This is a genomic window from Mycobacterium sp., assembly GCF_035653355.1.
Taxonomy (GTDB): Bacteria; Actinomycetota; Actinomycetes; order Mycobacteriales; family Mycobacteriaceae; genus Mycobacterium.
Genome location: NZ_DASRBZ010000289.1, coordinates 1 through 19458 on the forward strand (window position 1 = coordinate 1; position 19458 = coordinate 19458).

Annotated in this window: 15 protein-coding genes and 1 pseudogene; 7 read left to right on the top strand and 9 right to left on the bottom strand. The window is 65.9% G+C overall.

All coding sequences use genetic code 11. The features are described from left to right. Positions 1-140 precede the first annotated feature (140 nt). From VFA16_RS10055 to rpmF, 3 genes are all read right to left on the bottom strand, one after another. Positions 141-1658, bottom strand: coding sequence for a HAMP domain-containing sensor histidine kinase (locus VFA16_RS10055; protein ID WP_324967671.1), 1518 nt, complete (start codon positions 1656-1658; stop codon positions 141-143). Next, positions 1658-2344, bottom strand: a complete 687-nt coding sequence (mprA, locus tag VFA16_RS10060; protein WP_083087252.1) for a two-component system response regulator MprA — start codon at positions 2342-2344, stop codon at positions 1658-1660. Before mprA ends, VFA16_RS10055 begins: the two co-directional genes overlap by 1 nt. 69 nt (positions 2345-2413) lie before the next feature. Next, complete coding sequence (gene rpmF / locus VFA16_RS10065; RefSeq protein WP_324967672.1) at positions 2414-2587, bottom strand: 50S ribosomal protein L32; 174 nt, start codon at positions 2585-2587, stop codon at positions 2414-2416. 274 nt (positions 2588-2861) lie between these two features. Here rpmF and VFA16_RS10070 point away from each other — a divergent pair, with 274 nt between their 5' ends. The 7 genes from VFA16_RS10070 to VFA16_RS10100 are packed head-to-tail and all read left to right on the top strand — an operon-like array spanning position 2862 to position 11913. Further along, the gene (locus VFA16_RS10070; RefSeq protein WP_324967673.1) at positions 2862-4556 is read left to right on the top strand and encodes an acyclic terpene utilization AtuA family protein; all 1695 of its coding nucleotides are present in this window, start codon (positions 2862-2864) and stop codon (positions 4554-4556) included. Next, positions 4553-5701, top strand: a complete 1149-nt coding sequence (locus VFA16_RS10075; protein WP_324967674.1) for an acyl-CoA dehydrogenase family protein — start codon at positions 4553-4555, stop codon at positions 5699-5701. The genes VFA16_RS10070 and VFA16_RS10075 overlap by 4 nt, the downstream gene beginning before the upstream one ends. Before the next feature lie 28 nt (positions 5702-5729). After that, positions 5730-7325 (top strand): acyl-CoA carboxylase subunit beta, encoded by a 1596-nt coding sequence (locus VFA16_RS10080; RefSeq protein WP_324967675.1) that lies wholly within the window; start codon positions 5730-5732, stop codon positions 7323-7325. Between the two features lie 5 nt (positions 7326-7330). Continuing rightward, the gene (locus tag VFA16_RS10085) at positions 7331-9325 is read left to right on the top strand and encodes an acetyl/propionyl/methylcrotonyl-CoA carboxylase subunit alpha (RefSeq protein ID WP_324967676.1); all 1995 of its coding nucleotides are present in this window, start codon (positions 7331-7333) and stop codon (positions 9323-9325) included. Then, positions 9322-10488 carry an acyl-CoA dehydrogenase gene (locus VFA16_RS10090; RefSeq protein ID WP_324967677.1) on the top strand — a complete coding sequence of 389 codons (1167 nt, stop codon included), beginning with the start codon at positions 9322-9324 and terminating at the stop codon, positions 10486-10488. Before VFA16_RS10085 ends, VFA16_RS10090 begins: the two co-directional genes overlap by 4 nt. Further along, complete coding sequence (locus tag VFA16_RS10095) at positions 10488-11276, top strand: enoyl-CoA hydratase family protein (RefSeq protein WP_324967678.1); 789 nt, start codon at positions 10488-10490, stop codon at positions 11274-11276. Before VFA16_RS10090 ends, VFA16_RS10095 begins: the two co-directional genes overlap by 1 nt. A 46-nt stretch (positions 11277-11322) precedes the next feature. Next, positions 11323-11913 carry a DUF1707 domain-containing protein gene (locus VFA16_RS10100; RefSeq protein WP_324967679.1) on the top strand — a complete coding sequence of 197 codons (591 nt, stop codon included), beginning with the start codon at positions 11323-11325 and terminating at the stop codon, positions 11911-11913. A gap of 72 nt (positions 11914-11985) precedes the next feature. Here the strand turns inward: VFA16_RS10100 and VFA16_RS10105 are convergent, their stop codons facing one another. The 6 genes and pseudogenes from VFA16_RS10105 to VFA16_RS10130 all read right to left on the bottom strand — a co-directional run. Continuing rightward, entirely contained in the window at positions 11986-13959 is a 1974-nt protein-coding gene (locus VFA16_RS10105) for a VWA domain-containing protein (protein ID WP_324967680.1), read from the bottom strand. Continuing rightward, complete coding sequence (locus tag VFA16_RS10110; protein WP_324967681.1) at positions 13952-15346, bottom strand: sigma 54-interacting transcriptional regulator; 1395 nt, start codon at positions 15344-15346, stop codon at positions 13952-13954. The genes VFA16_RS10105 and VFA16_RS10110 overlap by 8 nt, the downstream gene beginning before the upstream one ends. Before the next feature lie 186 nt (positions 15347-15532). After that, positions 15533-17116, bottom strand: coding sequence for a bifunctional phosphoribosylaminoimidazolecarboxamide formyltransferase/IMP cyclohydrolase (gene purH / locus VFA16_RS10115; protein WP_324967682.1), 1584 nt, complete (start codon positions 17114-17116; stop codon positions 15533-15535). Further along, positions 17113-17742: a phosphoribosylglycinamide formyltransferase gene (gene purN, locus VFA16_RS10120; RefSeq protein WP_324967683.1), complete on the bottom strand. Its 630-nt coding sequence runs from the start codon at positions 17740-17742 to the stop codon at positions 17113-17115. The genes purH and purN overlap by 4 nt, the downstream gene beginning before the upstream one ends. A gap of 124 nt (positions 17743-17866) precedes the next feature. Continuing rightward, positions 17867-19195 (bottom strand): DUF6350 family protein, encoded by a 1329-nt coding sequence (locus VFA16_RS10125; protein WP_414687684.1) that lies wholly within the window; start codon positions 19193-19195, stop codon positions 17867-17869. Between the two features lie 39 nt (positions 19196-19234). Next, positions 19235-19458 (bottom strand): annotated as a pseudogene (locus VFA16_RS10130) (hypothetical protein); the annotation flags it as partial.

The following is a 19458-nucleotide window of genomic DNA, read 5'->3' on the forward strand; positions in this document are numbered from 1 at the left end:
GGTATAACCGGGCGCCGTCGATTGGTTGGGCGTTGGACGGTATCCCGGCTGCTGCGGCGGTGGCGAATACCTCGGGTGATTCGTCATGTCGCTGGGTCGCTCTTTCTTTAAGGTGGCGTCGCACTTAACAGTAGCCGCAACTACCTTGCCTGCGTGGACTGAGAATCGACTGAGACAACGTTCACGGAACTCGGAGAGTTTTCCGAGTTCGCGGTGTGGGCGGCATCGACCGGAGGTGTGGGATACGTCGCACCGGGTATCGGACGTCCCGGAAGCAGCACGTACATCGAGGTGCCCGGCGGCTGACCGCCCGGGATGGTGTCTTCCACACGTAGTGCGCCGCCGTGTTTAAGCACCACTTGCTTGACAATTGCCAGGCCTAGGCCGGAACCGGGCATCGCCCGTGCCGATGCGGAGCGGAAGAACCGCTCGAACACCAGGTTGCGCTCATGCGGTGGGATGCCCGGGCCGTTGTCAGACACCACCAGCTCGGCGTAGGCAGCATCGAGCTGTCGCATCCGCACGCCGACCCGCCCACCGGACGGGCTCCACTTGGCCGCATTGTCCAGAAGATTCAGCACGGCGCGCGACAAACCACCGGAATCGCCGTATACCTGCCACGGAATTACCTCGACGTCGAATTGAATGTCGTTGCGACGCCGACGGACTCGCTCAAGGCAGCGGTCGACCACCTCGGACATGTCGACCGGTTCGTGCACCACCTCGCCCGCATCGTATCGGGTGAGGTCTACCAAATCGCCTACCAGCGTGGACAATTCCTCTATCTGGGCCAGCACGTCGGCACGCAGATCGACCATCTCCTGCTCCGGCAGTGGCGGTGCTCCGGGCTCCATCGAGGCCATCAACAGCTCGACATTGGTGCGCAGTGACGTCAGCGGGGTACGCAGTTCATGACCGGCGTCGGTGACCAGACGCGCCTGGCGTTCTCGGGACTCGGCCAGCGCCCGCAGCATCAAGTTGAATGCTTCTGTGAGCCTGGCTAATTCGTCGCTGCCGAACACCGGGATTGGCCGTAGGTCGTCGGTGCGCGCCACCCGCTCGGCCGCTTCGGTCAGCCGGGCCACCGGACGCAGGCCGGCGCGGGTGACCATTGCCCCGGCAACCGCGGCGACCGCGACACCGAGCCCGCCGACGAGCAGCAACACCCACCGCAGCTTCGTCATGACGGCGTCGGTGGGTGCCAGGCTCTTGGAGATCAGCAGCGAACTCCCGTTGGGCAGATGGATCGCCAACACCCGCTGATCGCCCGCCGTGCGCCGGGACATGAACAAGTCACCGCGGATGACCGCTTTCTCCGGCGCCCCAACCGGTAGGGTCTGGCCTTCTTGGTGCGCGGTGTATACCGAACGGCCAGGGCTCACCAGCATCGCGTTGACATCCGAATAAGCAGTCCCCTCAATGGCTTTTGCAGGGTCAGCGGCGAGTGATCCACTGGCGATAAGCATCTGCGCCCGGCTCTGCAGCTGGTTGTCAATCTCCTTGTAAGCAGCCGCCGAAATCACCGCGTAGACAGCAGCTGCCATCAACACGACCACCATCGCCACCATCGACATCGCCAACAGCATCACCCGCCACCGCAAAGACAACGAGGTGGTGGCTCGCAGCGGAGCTCGGCGCCGGCGGCGGAACAGGGACATCAGGGTGGTGTTTCGCGCAGCACGTAACCCACACCGCGCACGGTGTGGATCAGCCGCGGCTCTCCCTCGGCTTCGGTCTTGCGACGCAGATACCCGACGTAGACTTCCAACGCGTTACCCGAGGTCGGGAAGTCGAATCCCCACACCTCCTCGAGAATGCGGCTGCGGGTCAACACTCGTCGCGGATTGGCGATCAGCATCTCCAGCAGTGCGAATTCCGTACGGGTCAAACTGATCTGACGTTGCCCGCGGGTGACTTCACGAGTCACCGGATCCAGCGTCAGGTCCGAGAACGTCATCGCGACCGACTCGGCTGCATCGTCAGGCTTGGTGCGGCGCAACAAAGCCCGCATCCGCGCCAAAAGTTCTTCGAGCGCGAACGGCTTGGGCAGATAGTCGTCGGCGCCGGCGTCCAGGCCGGCCACCCGCTCAGAGATCGCGTCGCGTGCGGTCAGCACCAGTATCGGCAGATCGTCGCCGGTGCTGCGCAGCTGACGGCATACTTCCAAGCCGTCCAGCCGCGGCATCATCACGTCGAGCACCAGCGCGTCTGGCCGGTCGCTGGCGATCATGTCGAGCGCCTCGACACCGTCGGAAGCCAGGGCCACCGAGTAGCCGTTGAACGAAAGCGAGCGGCGCAGCGACTCGCGCACGGCGCGATCGTCGTCGACGACAAGGATTCGCACGGCCACCAGTGTCATCCAATCGCCTGAGAGCGACCTGAGAAGCGCGCGGCGGGTGGGACCCGCGGTCTGCTAGCGACGGTCGAAATCGATGAGACCGAGGCGAGCCGCCTTGAGCAGCCGGCGCGGCACCTTGTGCTGCTGACCAGCCACGGTGACGTTGACAAGTTCGGGGCGGGCAGCCTTCCAGTTCGCGCGCCGACTGCGGGTGTTCGCGCGCGACATCCTGCGCTTGGGCACAGCCATGATCAGGCCTTACTCCTCAAATACGGGGGTATCGCCAAGGAACGGCTCGTAGAGCAAATGGCGATATTTGCTGTCCACGATAGTCGCTGCCCAGATGGCAGCCAAAACTGGCCCGCCGGCGGCGCTTCTCGCCTGAAAGGAGCATCCTTGACGTGACACCCGCGGTACCCGCTAACCTACCGGTTGGTTGGTGCGAGGGCGGCCCAGAGGTAGGGCACGCGTGGGAGGCGCCGGCGACGATGCTTGAGCGATGCGACGAGGAGGAGCGGCGCCAATGAGTTCTGCAGTCCGCATCGGAAACTGCTCGGGCTTTTACGGCGACCGGCTGTCCGCAATGCGCGAGATGATCACCGGCGGCGACCTCGACTACGTCACCGGTGACTACCTGGCCGAGCTGACCATGTTGATCCTGGGCCGCGACAAGATGAAGCACCCCGAGCGCGGCTACGCCAAGACGTTTTTGACCCAGCTCGAGGAGTGCCTGGGCCTGGCCCACGACCGCGGCGTGAGCATCGTCGCCAACGCCGGCGGCCTCAACCCGGCCGGCCTGGCCGACGCGGTGCGCGCTTTGGCGCAGCGTCTCGGCGTCCCGGTGCGCGTCGCCCACGTCGAGGGCGACGATCTGCTGCCCCGCGTCGAGGAGCTCGGGCTGGGCACCCCGCTGACCGCTAACGCGTACCTGGGCGGGTGGGGCATTGTTGACTGCCTCAATTCCGGCGCCGACGTGGTGGTCACCGGTCGCGTGACCGACGCCTCGGTGATCGTCGGGCCGGCGGCCGCGCACTTCGGGTGGGGCCGCACCGACTACGACCGGCTCGCCGGCGCGGTGGTTGCCGGCCATGTCATCGAATGCGGCGTGCAGGCCACCGGCGGCAACTACGCGTTCTTCACCGAGATCCCGGATTTGACCTACGCCGGGTTCCCGCTGGCGGAAATCCACGCCGACGGCACCTCGGTGATCACCAAGCATCCCGGCACGGGCGGACAGGTCAGCGTCGACACCGTCACCGCGCAGCTGCTCTACGAGATCGCCGGCGCCCGCTACGCCAACCCGGACGTCACCGCGCGGATGGACAGCGTCGAGCTGTCCGCCGACGGCCCCGACCGGGTGCGGATCAGCGGCGTGGTCGGCGAACCCCCGCCGCCGACGCTGAAGGTGTCGCTGAACAGCATCGGGGGGTTCCGCAACTCGATGACGTTCGTGCTGACCGGCCTGGACATCGAGGCCAAGGCCGAGCTGGTACGACGGCAGCTGGAATCGAGCTTGACGGTCAAACCGGCCGAACTCGAGTGGAGCCTGGCCCGAACCGATCACGTCGACGCCGACACCGAAGAGGCAGCCAGCGCGCTGTTGCATTGCGTGGCCCGGGATCCCGACTCGGCAAACGTCGGGCGTCAATTCTCTTCGGCTGCAGTCGAACTCGCGCTGGCCAGCTATCCTGGCTTCACCGTGACTGCCCCGCCGGGTGACGGCCAGGTCTACGGCGTGTTCACCGCCGGCTACGTCGAAGCGACGAAAGTGCCGCACGTCGCGGTGCACGCCGACGGAACCGGGACTTACATTCCTTGCGCCACTGAGACTTTGGAACTGGCACCGGCCGACGAGCCGCCGCTGCCCGAGCCGCTGCCGGACGGCCCGACGCGCCGGGTGCCGCTGGGCCTCGTGGCGGGCGCCCGCAGCGGCGACAAGGGCGGGTCGGCCAACGTCGGGGTATGGGTGCGCACCGACGAACAGTGGCGGTGGCTGGCCAACACGCTGACCGTCGAGAAACTGCGGGAGTTGCTGCCCGAGACCACTGATCTGCCGGTCACCCGGCACGTGTTGCCCAACTTGCGGGCGGTGAACTTCGTGATCGACGAGATCCTGGGCCAGGGTGTGGCCTATCAGGCGCGGTTCGACCCGCAGGCCAAGGGGTTGGGCGAATGGCTGCGCAGCCGCCACGTCGACATCCCGGAAAGGCTGCTGTGAACATCTGGACTACACCCGAGCGCGACCAGCTTCGAAAGACGGTCCGCTCCTTCGCCGAACGCGAGATCCTGCCGCACGTCGACGAGTGGGAGCGCATCGGTGAGTTACCGCGCGAACTGCACCGCCGCGCCGGCGCGGCCGGCCTGCTGGGCGCGGGCTTTCCCGAGTCGGTGGGCGGTGGTGGCGGCGACGGCGCCGACTCGGTGATCATCTGCGAGGAACTGCACGAGGCCGGCGTGCCAGGTGGGGTGTTCGCGTCGCTGTTCACCTGCGGCATCGCGGTGCCGCATATGGCAGCCTCTGGTGATCAGCGGCTCATCGACACGTTCGTGCGCCCGACGCTGGCCGGCGAGAAGATCGGCGCGCTGGCGATCACCGAGCCCGGCGGCGGCTCCGACGTCGGGCATCTGCGTACGACCGCTGTCCGGGATGGCGACCACTACATCGTCAATGGCGCCAAGACCTACATCACCTCTGGGGTTCGCGCCGACTATGTCGTCACCGCGGTGCGTACTGGTGGCCCCGGCGCCGCGGGGGTGTCGCTGCTGGTGGTCGAGAAGGGTACGCCCGGCTTCGAGGTCACCCGGAAGCTCGACAAGATGGGCTGGCGGTCCTCGGATACCGCCGAGTTGTCGTACACCGACGCGCGGGTGCCTGCAGCCAATTTGGTCGGCGCCGAAAACAGCGGCTTCGCCCAGATCGCGCAGGCGTTCGTTGCCGAACGCATCGGCCTTGCGGCACAGGCGTATTCGAGTGCACAGCGCTGCCTGGACATCACCGCGCAGTGGTGCCGCGACCGGGAGACGTTCGGCCGGCCGCTGATCTCGCGACAGGCCGTGCAGAACACGCTCGCCGAGATGGCCCGGCGCATCAACGTCGCTCGGGTGTACGCACGCCATGTGGTGGAGCGTCAGCTTGCGGGTGAGACCAACCTGATCGCGCAGGTGTGTTTCGCTAAGAACACCGCGGTGGAAGCCGGCGAATGGGTAGCGCACCAAGCCGTTCAGCTGTTCGGCGGCATGGGATACATGGCCGAATCCGAAGTCGAGCGCCAATACCGCGACATGCGCATCATCGGCATCGGCGGGGGGACAACGGAAATCCTGACCGCACTGGCCGCCAAGACGCTTGGATACACATCATGAACATAGCTCTGCATCGTCGGCGGTGGCAATGACAGTCCTGCAGTCCACGCTCGATCCCGCTTCCCCCTCCTACAGCGAAGCGGCGTCCGCGTTGAGCACCAAGCTCGCCGAGATCGACGGCGAGCTAGCCAAGGCGCTCGCTGGTGGCGGGCCGAAGTATGTTGACCGCCACCACTCCCGCGGCAAGCTGACCGCCCGAGAGCGCATCGAGTTGCTGGTCGACCCGGACTCCCCGTTCCTCGAGTTGAGCCCGCTAGCGGCGTACGGCACCCCGTTCACCGTCGGTGCCAGCGTCGTCGCCGGCATCGGTGCGGTGTCGGGTGTGGAGTGCCTGATCGTCGCCAACGATCCGACCGTGAAAGGCGGCACGAGTAACCCGTGGACGTTACGAAAGATCTTGCGGGCCAATCAGATCGCCTTTGAAAATCGGCTGCCGGTGATTTCACTGGTGGAATCCGGCGGCGCCGACCTGCCCACCCAGAAGGAGATCTTCATCCCCGGTGGCCGGATGTTCCGCGACCTGACCCGGCTGTCGGCGGCCGGGATCCCCACGATCGCTTTGGTGTTCGGCAACTCCACTGCGGGCGGAGCCTATATCCCCGGCATGTCCGATCACGTGGTGATGATCAAAGAGCGCTCGAAGGTGTTTTTGGCCGGGCCGCCCTTGGTGAAGATGGCCACCGGGGAGGAATCCGACGACGAATCGTTGGGCGGCGCCGAAATGCACGCCCGGGTCTCGGGATTGGCCGACTACTTCGCCGTCGACGAACTCGACGCGATCCGCATCGGCCGTCGCATCGTGGCGCGGCTGAACTGGAAGAAATTGGGACCGGCACCAGGACCGGTGACCGAGCCACTGTTCGAGGCCGAAGAGCTCATCGGCATCGTTCCGTCGGACCTGCGCATCCCCTTCGACCCTCGCGAAGTGATCGCCCGTATCGTCGATGGCTCCGAATTCGACGAATTCAAGCCGCTTTACGGCTCGTCGCTGGTCACCGGCTGGGCCCGGCTTCACGGCTATCCGCTGGGCATTTTGGCCAATGCCCGCGGGGTGTTGTTTTCCGAGGAATCGCAGAAGGCCACTCAGTTCATCCAGCTTGCCAACCGCTCCGACACACCGTTGCTGTTCTTGCACAACACCACTGGCTACATGGTCGGCAAGGAGTACGAAGAGGGTGGGATGATTAAGCATGGGTCGATGATGATCAACGCCGTCTCGAACTCCACGGTGCCGCACATTTCCCTGCTGATCGGAGCGTCCTACGGCGCGGGCCATTACGGCATGTGCGGACGGGCCTATGATCCGCGGTTCTTGTTCGCCTGGCCGTCCGCCAAGTCGGCGGTGATGGGGGGCGCCCAACTGGCCGGTGTGCTCTCTATCGTCAGCCGCGCCGCCGCAGAAGCCCGTGGGCAGCAAGTAGACGAAGAGGCCGACGCCGCGATGCGGGCGGCTGTCGAAGGCCAGATCGAAGCCGAGTCGCTTCCGTTGGTGCTGTCCGGGATGCTCTACGACGACGGGGTCATCGACCCGCGCGACACCCGAACCGTGCTGGGAATGTGCTTGTCCGCGATCGCGAACGCCCCAATCCAGGGCACCTCGAATTTCGGCGTCTTCCGGATGTGATGCACATGCGAATCACTCGAGTCCTGGTGGCCAACCGCGGCGAGATCGCCCGGCGGGTGTTTGCGACCTGTCGGCGGCTGGGCCTGAGCACCGTCGCGGTCTACACCGACCCAGACGCGGCGGCGCCGCACGTCGCCGAGGCGGATCTGCGGGTGCGGCTGCCGCGGGTCAGCGACTACCTCAATATCGCGACGCTGATCAACGCCGCCCGGGCCGCCGGTGCCGATGCTGTCCACCCCGGCTACGGATTCCTTTCCGAGAACGCTGATTTCGCAACGGCGGTGGTCGACGCCGGGCTGACCTGGATCGGACCGCCGGTGGCAGCAGTTCGAGCGATGGGCTCGAAGATCGAAGCCAAGAAGATGATGGCCGCCGCAGGCGTGCCGGTGCTGGCTGAACTCGACCCCGACACCGTCACCGACGAACAGCTGCCGGTATTGGTCAAGGCATCGGCGGGCGGTGGTGGCCGCGGGATGCGCGTCGTCCACGAATTGTCGGCGCTGCCGCGGGAGGTCGCCGCTGCCCAGCGCGAAGCGCAGTCCGCGTTCGGCGATCCGACGGTGTTCTGCGAGCGCTATCTGTCCACCGGGCATCACGTCGAAGTCCAAGTGCTCGCCGACACCCATGGCACCGTATGGGCTGTCGGAGAACGGGAATGCTCCATCCAGCGCCGCCACCAGAAGATCATCGAAGAGGCACCCTCCCCGCTGGTCGAGCGCACACCCGGGATGCGGGCCAAGCTGTTCGACGCCGCCCGGCTGGCCGCCGCCGCAATCGGCTACAGCGGTGCCGGCACGGTGGAGTTCCTCGCCGACGACGACGGCGAGTTCTACTTCTTGGAGATGAATACCCGCCTGCAGGTCGAGCACCCGGTCACGGAGGAGACGACGGGCGTCGACCTCGTCGAACTGCAGCTGGCGGTGGCCGACGGCGCCAGCTTGGATCCCGAACCGCCTGCAGCGCAAGGGTATTCCATAGAGGCGCGCTTATACGCGGAGGACCCCGCTCGGGGCTGGCAGCCGCAGGCCGGTCTCGTGCACACCATCGAAGTTCCCGGTGTGCGGGCGCAATTCGAAACCCTCGGCCGGCGCACCGGGATCAGGTTGGACTCCGGCATCGTTGACGGATCAACCGTGTCCATCCACTACGATCCGATGCTGGCCAAAGTCATCTCCTACGCCCGGACCCGCCGGCAGTCGGCGAGGGTGCTGGCCGACGCACTGGCCCGCGCCCGCTTGCACGGGGTACGCACCAACCGCGATCTGCTGGTCAACGTGCTGCGGCACCCGGCATTTCTCGACGGGGCCACGGACACCGCGTTTTTCGACACCCACGGGCTGGCCGAGCTGGCCGCACCGCTTTGCGACGCAGCTGCGGTGCGGTTGTCCGCGGTCGCGGCGGCGCTTGCCGACGCGGCGCACAACCGCGCGACGGCCGCCGTGTTCGGGTCCATTCCCAGCGGCTGGCGCAACCTGGCGTCGGGCTATCAGGTCAAGGACTTCCGCGACCACAGCGGCGACGAGCATCGCATCCGATACCGGTTCACCAGAAGCGGTTTGGAACTTCCCGACAACGACGCGGTGCACCTGGTGTTCCACACCGCCAACGAGGTGGTGATCGCCGATGGCGACGGCGTGGCCTGCCGGTTCAGCGTCGCCCGATACGGCGACGATATCTACGTCGACTCACCGCACGGCCCCGTCCACTTGGTGGTGCTGCCGCGCTTCCCGGAGCCGGGTTCGGCCGTCGAACAGGGTTCGCTGGTAGCGCCGATGCCGGGCAACGTCATTCGGGTGGGCGCGCAAGTCGGTGACACCGTGACCGCCGGCCAACCGCTGGTCTGGCTGGAAGCGATGAAGATGGAGCACACCATCACCGCGCCGACCGACGGGGTGCTGGCCCAACTCGACGTCAGCCCCGGCCAACAAGTCGAAGTCGGTGCCATCCTGGCTCGCGTCGACGCCTCTCAGACCTCTGCAGAAGGAGACGGACAATCATGACCGACACCAGCTTTATCGAAAACGAAGAACGCCAGGCGCTGCGCAAAGCGGTCGCTGCGCTGGTGTCCAACTACGGGCCTGACTACTACCTGGAAAAGGCGCGCGCGCATCAGCACACCGACGAATTATGGAACGAGGCAGGCAAACTCGGTTTCCTTGGGGTGAACCTTCCCGAACAGTACGGCGGCGGCGGAGCGGGGATGTACGAGCTGTCGCTGGTGATGGAAGAAATGTCGGCGGCCGGCTGCGGACTGTTGATGATGGTGGTGTCACCCGCCATCAACGGCACCATTATTTCCAAGTTCGGCACCGACGAGCAGAGACAACGATGGCTGCCTGGCATCGCCGACGGTTCGATCACGATGGCGTTCGCCATCACCGAACCCGACGCCGGCTCCAACTCCCACCGGATCACCACCACCGCCCGCCGCGACGGCAGCGACTGGATCCTTGCCGGCCAAAAAGTTTTCATCTCCGGCGTCGATCAGGCCCAGGCTGTACTGGTGGTGGGCCGCACCGAAGAGGCCAAGACCGGAAAACTCAAGCCCGCGCTGTTCGTGGTGCCAACTGATGCGCCCGGCTTCACCTATACCGCAATAGAAATGGAGCTGATCAGTCCCGAACGCCAGTTCCAGGTGTTCATCGACGATGTTCGGCTGCCCTCCGATGCGTTAGTTGGCTCCGAAGACGCCGCAATCGCGCAACTGTTCGCCGGACTGAACCCGGAGCGGATTATGGGCGCAGCAAGCGCGGTCGGCATGGGACGATTCGCCCTCAACAAAGCCACCGACTATGTCAAGACCCGCAAAGTGTGGGGCACGCCGATCGGTGCACACCAGGGGCTCTCGCATCCATTGGCGCAGAACTACGTTGAAATCGAGCTTGCGAAACTGATGATGCAGAAAGCGGCAACGCTCTACGACTCCGGCGACGACATGGGCGCCGCCGAAGCAGCCAACATGGCGAAATACGCTGCGGGCGAAGCATCTGCGCGTGCAGTCGACCAAGCGGTGCAATCGTTGGGCGGCAACGGGCTGACCAAGGAATACGGGATCGCCGCGGCGCTCACAGCATCACGGCTGTCGCGGATCGCTCCGGTGAGCCGCGAAATGGTGCTCAACTTCATCGCGCAGACATCGCTGGGTCTGCCACGCTCTTACTGATGGACACGCTCGTTCAGTACGTAGTCGACGGACATGTTGCCCGGCTGACGCTCGACTCACCGCATAACCGCAACGCGCTCTCCAGCACGCTGGTCAGCCAGCTGCACCAAGGACTGCGGGACGCGTCCGCCGACCCGCAGGTGCGCGTGGTGGTGCTCAGCCACACCGGAGGTACGTTTTGCGCGGGTGCAGATCTATCCGAAGCCAGCGAGGGCGATCCCTTCGAGATGGCCGCCGAGCGCGCCCGGGAGTTGGCCGCACTGCTGCGCGCGATCGTGGAGTTGCCGCTTCCGGTGATCGGGGCCATCAACGGCCACGTCCGCGCCGGTGGTTTCGGCTTGGTCGGCGCCTGCGACATCGCGGTGGCCGGTCCACGCAGCAGCTTCGCACTGACCGAAGCACGCATCGGAGTGGCTCCGGCCATCATCTCCCTGACCTTGCTGCCGAAGATGTCCGCCAGAGCGGCGGCGCGTTATTACCTGACCGGTGAGAAATTTGACGGTGATGAAGCGGCCGCTATCGGCTTGATCACGATGGCAGCTGACGACGTCGAGGCAGCAGTGGCAGCGCTTGTTGCGGAGGTGGGACGCGGTTCACCGCAGGGATTGGCCGCATCGAAAGCACTGACCACCGCCGCAGTGCTGGAGGGATTCGACCGCGATGCCGAGCGGCTCAGCGTCGAGTCGGCTCGGCTGTTCGTCTCCGACGAAGCTCGCGAGGGGATGCTCGCCTTCCTGCAGAAACGCCCGCCGAGATGGTCCGCACCTGCAGCCGGCGATGCAGTTTAGCTAAGTCGCCTTGCAGCCGAATTTCTTCGTCGTAGGCTCAACAGTGATGAGCAAGGAAGCCCAGCGCGAGGTGCGGGACGAGTCGCGCGCTGCAGATACCGACCGCATACAGGTTGCGCAGTTGCTTACCGACGCCGCGGCGCAGGGCCGCCTACAGCTCAGCGAGTACGAGGACCGGCTTACCAAGGCCTACGCTGCGACCACCTACCAGGAACTGGATCGGCTCCGCTCGGACCTGCCCGGTGCATCCGTTATCCCTCACCGCGGTGCAGCCTGCAAACCAGCGCCGTCCACACTTCTGCTGGCCATTATGGGCGCGTTCGAACGACGCGGCCGCTGGCCCGTGCCCAAGAAGCTCACCACGTTCGCGTTGTGGGGCGGCGGTGTCATCGACCTGCGGTACGCCGACTTCACCTCCACCGAGGTGGATATTCACGCGTATTCGGTCATGGGCGGGCAGACCATCTTGTTGCCGCCCGAAGTCAACGTCGAGATCCGCGGGCGCGGCGTGATGGGCGGCTTCGACCACGGCGTCAACAGCGAAGGCATACCGGGCGCACCGAAGGTGACCATTCGGGGGTTCTCGCTCTGGGGCGGCGTCGGCATCAAGCGGAAGAACCGCAAAGCCCGCAGCTAGCTCCTCCAGCGATGTTTCGCCGGGCCCCGGCCACCAGTAGCAAAAGCCCGATTCTCCGCCTATTCCGGCCGACTACCGTCGCCGGCGAGACCGCAGATAGTCGCCGACCACCGCAGCGCCCAGCCCGTCGAGATCAGGCACCACGACGCGTCCTTCAACCCGCCGCGCGACCTGGTCGATAAACCGCGCCAGGCCAGGATCACTGCCCAGCCTAAAGATGGTCACCTGCGCGCCGAGGCGCGCCATATCGTCAAATCCCCGAACGGTATGAGCAATGGTCCGCGGATGCGGCGGGTAGTCGAAAAACACTGCGGTGCCATCGCCGTCGAAATCTTCGAGGTGCGCCGTCGGCTCACCATCGGTGACCACCAACACCACCGGCTGCGCGTTAGGGTGTCGCCGCAGATGGCGGCCAGCCAGCGCCAAGGCGTGGTGCAGGTTGGTGCCCTGCTCGTACACACCTTCCAGACTCATCAACTCGGCGGCGGTCATGGTCCGTGCGTAGCGCCCGAAAGCGATGATCTGCAAGGCATCCGAGCGAAATCGAGTACTCACCAGATGGTTGAGCGCGAGCGCTGTCCGCTTCATCGGAATCCAGCGGTTCTCCATCACCATGGAGAACGACGTGTCCACCAACAACGCAATCGCAGCCTGCGTGCGTGTTTCGGTCTCGGAGACTTCGACGTCGTCAACCGTGATTCGGATAGGCCATTGAGCCGTCGCGGTTCCGGCCTGGCGCAGCACCGCGTTGGTCAGCGTGCGAGTGACATTCCACGGCTCAGTGTCACCGAACTGCCACGGCCGCGTAGCACCGGTCAGCTCACCGGCAGCGCCGGCACGCCGATGGTCGCGCTCGCCACGTCGTCCCGAAAGCTGCTGCGCCACATCACGCAACGCCGTCTCACCGAGCCTGCGCATCGCCTTCGGCGAGAGCCGCCACTGCCCGTCGGAACCGCGATCGAAAAAGCCCTGGTTGAGCAGCGCACGCTCCAACTCGGCGAGCGTCTGCGCGTCTATGGCCGCCTGGTCGCCGAGTTGGCGGGCCAGTGCGTCGAGATCAACGTCGTCCATGGTGGCGCCCGGATAGCTTTGCGACAGTTGCTCAGCCAGCTGTTCCAGCTCGGCGATGTCGGATAGCGCCTGAGCGCCCTCGCCCATGCCCAACGGGTTGTCACCGGAGAATTCCGAGCTTCCGTACCAGTCCTCTCCCGGACGCGCCGCCTGCAGATGAGCATCCAGCCGCTCCAACGCCTGCATCAGCGCCGGCGATCCAAAAGCCTGCTGCGCCAAGGCATCCAGTTCGGCGCGCTGCTCAGGGCTCAAGCTGTTGCGGAAACGCTGCGCAGCGGCAGCACGCTTGGCCAGCGAATCCAGCAATTCGTCGACATTGCGGGGGTTCTCCGGGAAGAACTCGCCATGCTTGTTCATGAAGTTCTCGAAGTCTTCCTGGGAGTCTTGTCCTCTCGCATGCTTGTCCAACAGCTCATTGAGGTCGTCAAGCATCTCCGTGACCCGCCGACGGTCCTCCTCGGTGGCGCCTTCCAGCGCCTGCTTCATCCCGGCAAACCGCTGGTCAAGCATTTCGCGACCGAGCAAATCCTTGATCTGCTCGTATTTTTCGCGGGCCTCGTTGCTGCGCCAGTTGTAGTCGGACAGCTCTTGGACGGCCTTGGCCGGTGACGGCGACAACGAGTCGAGTTGCAGCTCGCCGAAACGGGCGTCGTCGTCGAGTGCGCGGGCCAGTTCCTTGCGCTCTGCCAGCACTGCCTCGTCGAGGAGCTTTTTGATTTCCTGCAGCGTGCCGTCTAAGTTGTTGCGCCGCAGCAACTCCCGTCGGCGCCGGTTGGCCTCGGCTGCTAAGCGGTCAGCTCCGGGCATGTTCTTGGTGCCACGCCTCAGCAATTCCGACAGGGCGCGCCGCGGCGAAGTGCCGGCCATGACGTCCTGGCCGATCTGCTCGAGCGCCTCACGCAGGTCCACCGGCGGAGCCAGCGGGTCGGGCCCGCCGGTATACGCCGAGTACCGCGATGAGTGCCCTTTAGCCATAGACGGTTTCGCCCTCTCCAGACACCTTGTCGATACGCTTCGCCAGGTATAACGCCTCCAGCGCCAGTTCGAGCGCCGCGGCGCGTTCGCCCTCGGATTCGGCGCCCAGCCGCTTCGCGATTTTGTCAATGACGGGCAGGTCGGGCAACGCAGCCAGCACATTCTTCGCCGACACCCGCTCGCCCGTCGTCACCGCCGAACCACTTTCCACCGCCGCGACCAGGGAGCCGACGTCGATTCCGCCCAGCACCCTGGACGCGGTGTCGGCGGTGGCGCGACGCAGTAGGTGCTCGAGCACAGCCTGCTCACGGCCCTCCTCACCGGATTCGAATTCCAGCTTGCCGCGCAGCACGTCGATAATCGTGCCGAGGTCGACCACCCGGGCCACCGGATCGGTCTCGCCCAGCACCGCGCCGCGGTGCCGCGCCGCGGCCGCCACCGTTTCAGCCGCCGCGATCGCGAACCGTGCCGACACCCCCGAGCGCTGGTCGACCGACTTCGACTCGCGCAGGTACCGGGCGAACCGCGCGATCACCTGAATCAGATGCTCCGGCACCTGGGCGCTTAAGTGGGCCTCCTGGATGACGACGCCCATCTCGGCCTCGAGCTCGAGCGGGTAGTGGGTGCGGATCTCAGCGCCGAACCGGTCCTTCAAAGGAGTGATGATCCGGCCGCGGTTGGTGTAGTCCTCGGGGTTGGCGCTGGCGACTACCAGTACGTCCAGCGGCAGCCGCAGCGTGTATCCGCGGACCTGGATGTCGCGTTCCTCCATGACGTTGAGCATCGACACCTGAATGCGCTCGGCCAGGTCGGGCAGTTCATTGACCGCGACGATGCCGCGGTGCGCACGCGGTATGAGGCCGTAAGCGATCGTCTCCGGGTCTCCCAAGGTGCGGCCCTCGGCGACCTTGATCGGGTCGATATCACCGACCAGGTCGGCAACGCTGGTGTCGGGCGTGGCCAGCTTTTCGGTGTAGCGCTCGCTGCGATGCTTCCAGGCCACCGGCAGGTCGTCGCCGAGCTCGGCGGTCCGCCGGATCGATTCCGGGGTGATCGGCGAATAGGGATGTTCGCCGAGCTCTGCCCCGGCGATCACCGGCGTCCATTCGTCGAGCAAGCCCACCAGGGCGCGCAGGAGCCGGGTCTTGCCCTGCCCGCGTTCACCGAGCAGCACGATGTCGTGCCCGGCGATCAGCGCCCGTTCCAGCTGCGGCAACACGGTGTCGTCGAAGCCCAGGATGCCCGGCCAGATAGCTTCACCGCCTGCGCCTTCGGCGAGGCGTGCCAGCAAGTTCTCCCGGATTTCCTGTTTGACCCCCCGTTCGCGATGCCCGGCGGCGCGCAATTCGCGGACGGTACGGGGCAGATTATGCGGTGAAGTCACCACTCCACGCTACGACGGCCTTCGACCGGCGTCATAGTGTGCTGGATTACTGCAGGCGTCCGGTCGTCGATCGTCGCGCTGGCGCACTGGCTGCCGAGCGTCGACTTGATGCACGCGGACCGCGCTTTCGCGCCACACAACTGCACACTCGGCGCCTACTGAGAGAGGTGCGGCGGCTCGACGGAGTAGCTAATGGGCGAAATGCCGCGCCCCGGTCAAATACAGCGTCACACCGGCATTGGCGGCCGCCGCGGTCACCTCCTCGTCGCGTACCGAGCCGCCGGGATGCACGATGGCCCTGACGCCCGCGTCTGCCAGCGTCTCCAGCCCGTCGGGGAACGGGAAGAACGCATCGGAGGCCGCGACCGCTCCGCGGACGCGCTCGCCACCACGTTGGACTGCCAACCGGGCCGCGTCGACCCGGTTGACTTGGCCCATGCCCACCCCGACGGTGGCGCCGTCGGAGGCGATCACGATCGCGTTGGACTTGACCGCACGGCAAGCCCGCCAAGCAAAAACCAAGTCGCGCAAGGTTTCCGGATCGACCGTAGTCCCGGCTGCCAGCGTCCAGTTGGCAGGGTCGTCACCGAGCGCATCGAGGCTGTCGCGTTGTTGCATCAGCAACCCGCCGCTGAGCTGCCGCAGTTCAGTGCCGCCGCGCAACGGCTCGGAGGCGAGCAATATCCGGATGTTCTTCTTGCGGGCCAGCACGTCGAGCGCGCCGGAAGCATAGGCTGGTGCGACGACCACCTCCGTGAAGATGGTGCTGACATATTCGGCCATCTCGACGCTGACCTCTGTGTTGGCAGCGATCACCCCGCCGAAGGCGCTGAGCGGATCGCATTCGTGTGCCTTGCGGTGTGCGTCTGCGACTGACACCGACGAGATCGCGATCCCACATGGGTTAGCGTGCTTGATGATTGCCACACAGATCTGCTCATGGTCGAAGGCCGCACGCCAGGCCGCGTCGGCGTCGGTGAAGTTGTTGTAGGACATTTCCTTTCCGTGCAGCTGCTCAGCCTGCGCCAGTCCGGGCCAGGCGCGCGGATCGCTGTAGAGCGCGGCCTCTTGGTGCGGGTTTTCGCCGTAGCGCAGCAGCGCTGAGCGTCGCCAATTTCCGGCGAACCACTCGGGGAGCGCGACTGGAGGCTGCTCTGGCGCCAACACCAACCCCATCCAGGTTGCGACCGCGATGTCGTACTCAGCGGTGTGCCGGAACGCCAACGCTGCGAGCCGTTTCCGCTCAGCAAGCGTAAAGCCGCCGTTGCGGATCGCGGCCAGCACGCCGTCATAGCCGGACGGGTCGACGACCACCGCCACGCTGGGATGGTTTTTGGCAGCGGCACGCACCATCGACGGTCCCCCGATGTCGATCTGCTCGACGCACTCGTCGATTTCCGCGCCGGAGTCAACGGTCTCGGTGAACGGATACAGGTTGACCACGACCAGTTCGAATGCTGCGACGCCGAGCTGCTCAAGTGCGGCGGCGTGCTCCGGTTTGCGCAGATCGGCCAGCAGCCCCGCATGCACCCGTGGGTGCAGCGTCTTGACTCGACCGTCGAGAACTTCGGGAAACCCGGTCACCTCTTCCACAGGTGTGACCGGAATACCTTGGTTGGCAATGGTTTTCGCGGTGGAACCGGTGGAGACGATATCCACGCCTGCGGCATGCAGGCCGCGGGCGAGCTCGACCAGCCCGGTCTTGTCGTAGACACTGATCAACGCGCGGCGAATCGGCCTTTTCTGCGAGCCCTGCGCATCGTCGATGCTCATCCTATGGTCGCCTTTCGTCCGCTCCACGTCACTCCACCGGTTGCCACCGCAGCCACCACATCCGCTAATAGTCGCCGTTCCACCACCTTGATGCGTTCATGCAAGGTTGCTTCGTCGTCATCCTCAAGCACCGGAACAGCCTGTTGGGCCAGGATTGGTCCGGTGTCCGTGCCGGCGTCGATCAGGTGGACAGTGCAGCCGGTCACTTTCACGCCATGGGCCAGCGCATCGGCCACCGCATGCGCACCCGGGAACGCCGGCAGCAGCGCCGGATGGCTATTGACGATGCGCCCCGAGAAACGCGAAAGAAACTGCGGCCCAAGTATTCTCATGAAACCAGCAGAGACGATCAGGTCCGGGGTGTGTGCGGCGGTTGCAGCGGTGATGGCGGCATCCCATGCGTCACGGTCAGGGTGGTCGGCCGGCCGGACTGTGAAGGTGGGTAGCGATGCGTCATCGGCGATTTTGAGGGCCCGGCAGTCGCGGTCCACGCCGACTGCGACCACTCGCCCGGGATAGTCGCCGACGGCCGCCTCCAGCAGAGATGCGAGCAGCGTACCGGTACCCGAGGCCAGCACCACCAGCCGTGCCGGCGCGCTTGGGGGCACGCGGAGGGGTTGCTGCACGAGGCGAGCCTAGTCCGGCGACGGCGAGTGCCGCTCGCGGCACGAGGAGGAGCCGGCCAATCAAGCCGTAGTCCGGCGACGACGAGTGCCGCTCGCGGCACGAGGAGGAGCCGGCCAATCAAGCTCAGTCGGGATTCTTCGGCGGCTGCTCAGCGGTCGCGATATCGACATCGTCTTCTACGCCGTCGACCGGATGCACTTCGGCTTCATCGGCCGTATCGGGGACGTCGTCGAGATCCGGTTGATCCGGTGCAGCTGGCTCCCCGACTTCCTCCGGTGGTCGCGGACTGGGCGGCGGCTTAACCGTTTTGGGACTGCGCTTGACTCCGTTTGCCATCACCACGGTGATCGCGCCGACGACCGAGAACCACAGGAACACCGCGATGCCGAACGTGCCCTGATCCACGCCGACGTCGCCGAAGTTACCCAGCCGTCCGCCGGCGGCGTACCCGAGCAGCGCCATCGTCAATGCGGCGAAAGCCGCGGCCACCAGCACCTTGGCCATCGCCGAAACGAGCGGCAGCGCCCGACGCGCGCATTGTTGCCCGAGCGCCACACCCGACGACGCGCCGACGATCAGCAACGCAACCCACACCGGGCTAAGCGGCGGCGACGGAGCCGCGGCCAGGACCGGCAATGCCGGGATTTCGCCGCCGAAGACAGTGAACGAACTGAACGTCGCGAATCCCACGTGTGAACTGGACCCCACCGCGACGGCAGCCGTACCGACGATGACGTTCGGCGCATACAGCACCGACAGCACCGTCAGACTCAATTGGCCGAAGATCGAACCGGTGATCGCGTAGAGCTCATGCATCGTGCCCCAGTGCACAACCAGCGACGCCGCCGTTACGAGCCCGGACAGGCCAAACAGTGCCAATACGCCCGCCGCTGCGGCGCGCAGTGAACCACCCAGCCACTGCGGCAGTGGTGAGGCCGCCAGTACCCGAGGCCCGACCCGCGATCCCACCCCGACCGCGGCGCCGATGGCATGCACAGCAATCACGCCCGCGAACGCACGCAATGCATTGGGCGTTTGCAGCTCGGTGAGCACCGACCCTGCATCGTGGATGACGGCCAAGGACATGGCCGCAAAAAGCAACGGTCCCCCCAGCGCCGACGCCACGATCCAGCGGATGACGAACCAGGACGCCATCGGCGGTGTGGCCAGTGCGGTGGTCCGCGCGGTCCCCCACACCATCAGCAGCACCGGAAGCAACGGCATGACGCCCAGCTGGCGACCACCGATGGAGATCGGCACACCATGCACACCGAGCCACATGCTGGCGATGGCGCCAAGTGCGCCTGTCATGTCGCTGTTGGCGATCAGCAACTGCAGCAGGGTGACAGCGGCGATGACGACCAGCGCCACCAGAGCCGGTCCGAACGCGACCCGAAGAAGGTCACGTGCCTGGTGTGCGCCCGCTGCTCGACTGTCCTGCACCTGCGTCAGTCTTTGCGCACGTGGCTGGCTAGGCGCGGAAGCGCCTGGTTAGGACGGCGGTGGGCCTGACGGGGAGGACGGTGACTGCGGCTGCTGGCCCTGACTGTGCTGCTGGCCCTGGCCGGAGCCTCCGTGATTTCCGGAGTTCCCCTGACCGCTGCCCTGAGAGCCCTGGCTCGACCCGGACGACGGCGGCTGGCCGTAGCTGGGAAAGCCGGTCGGCGGGGTCGGCGGACCCTGCTGCGAAGACTGCTGCTGCGGACCGGTCTGCG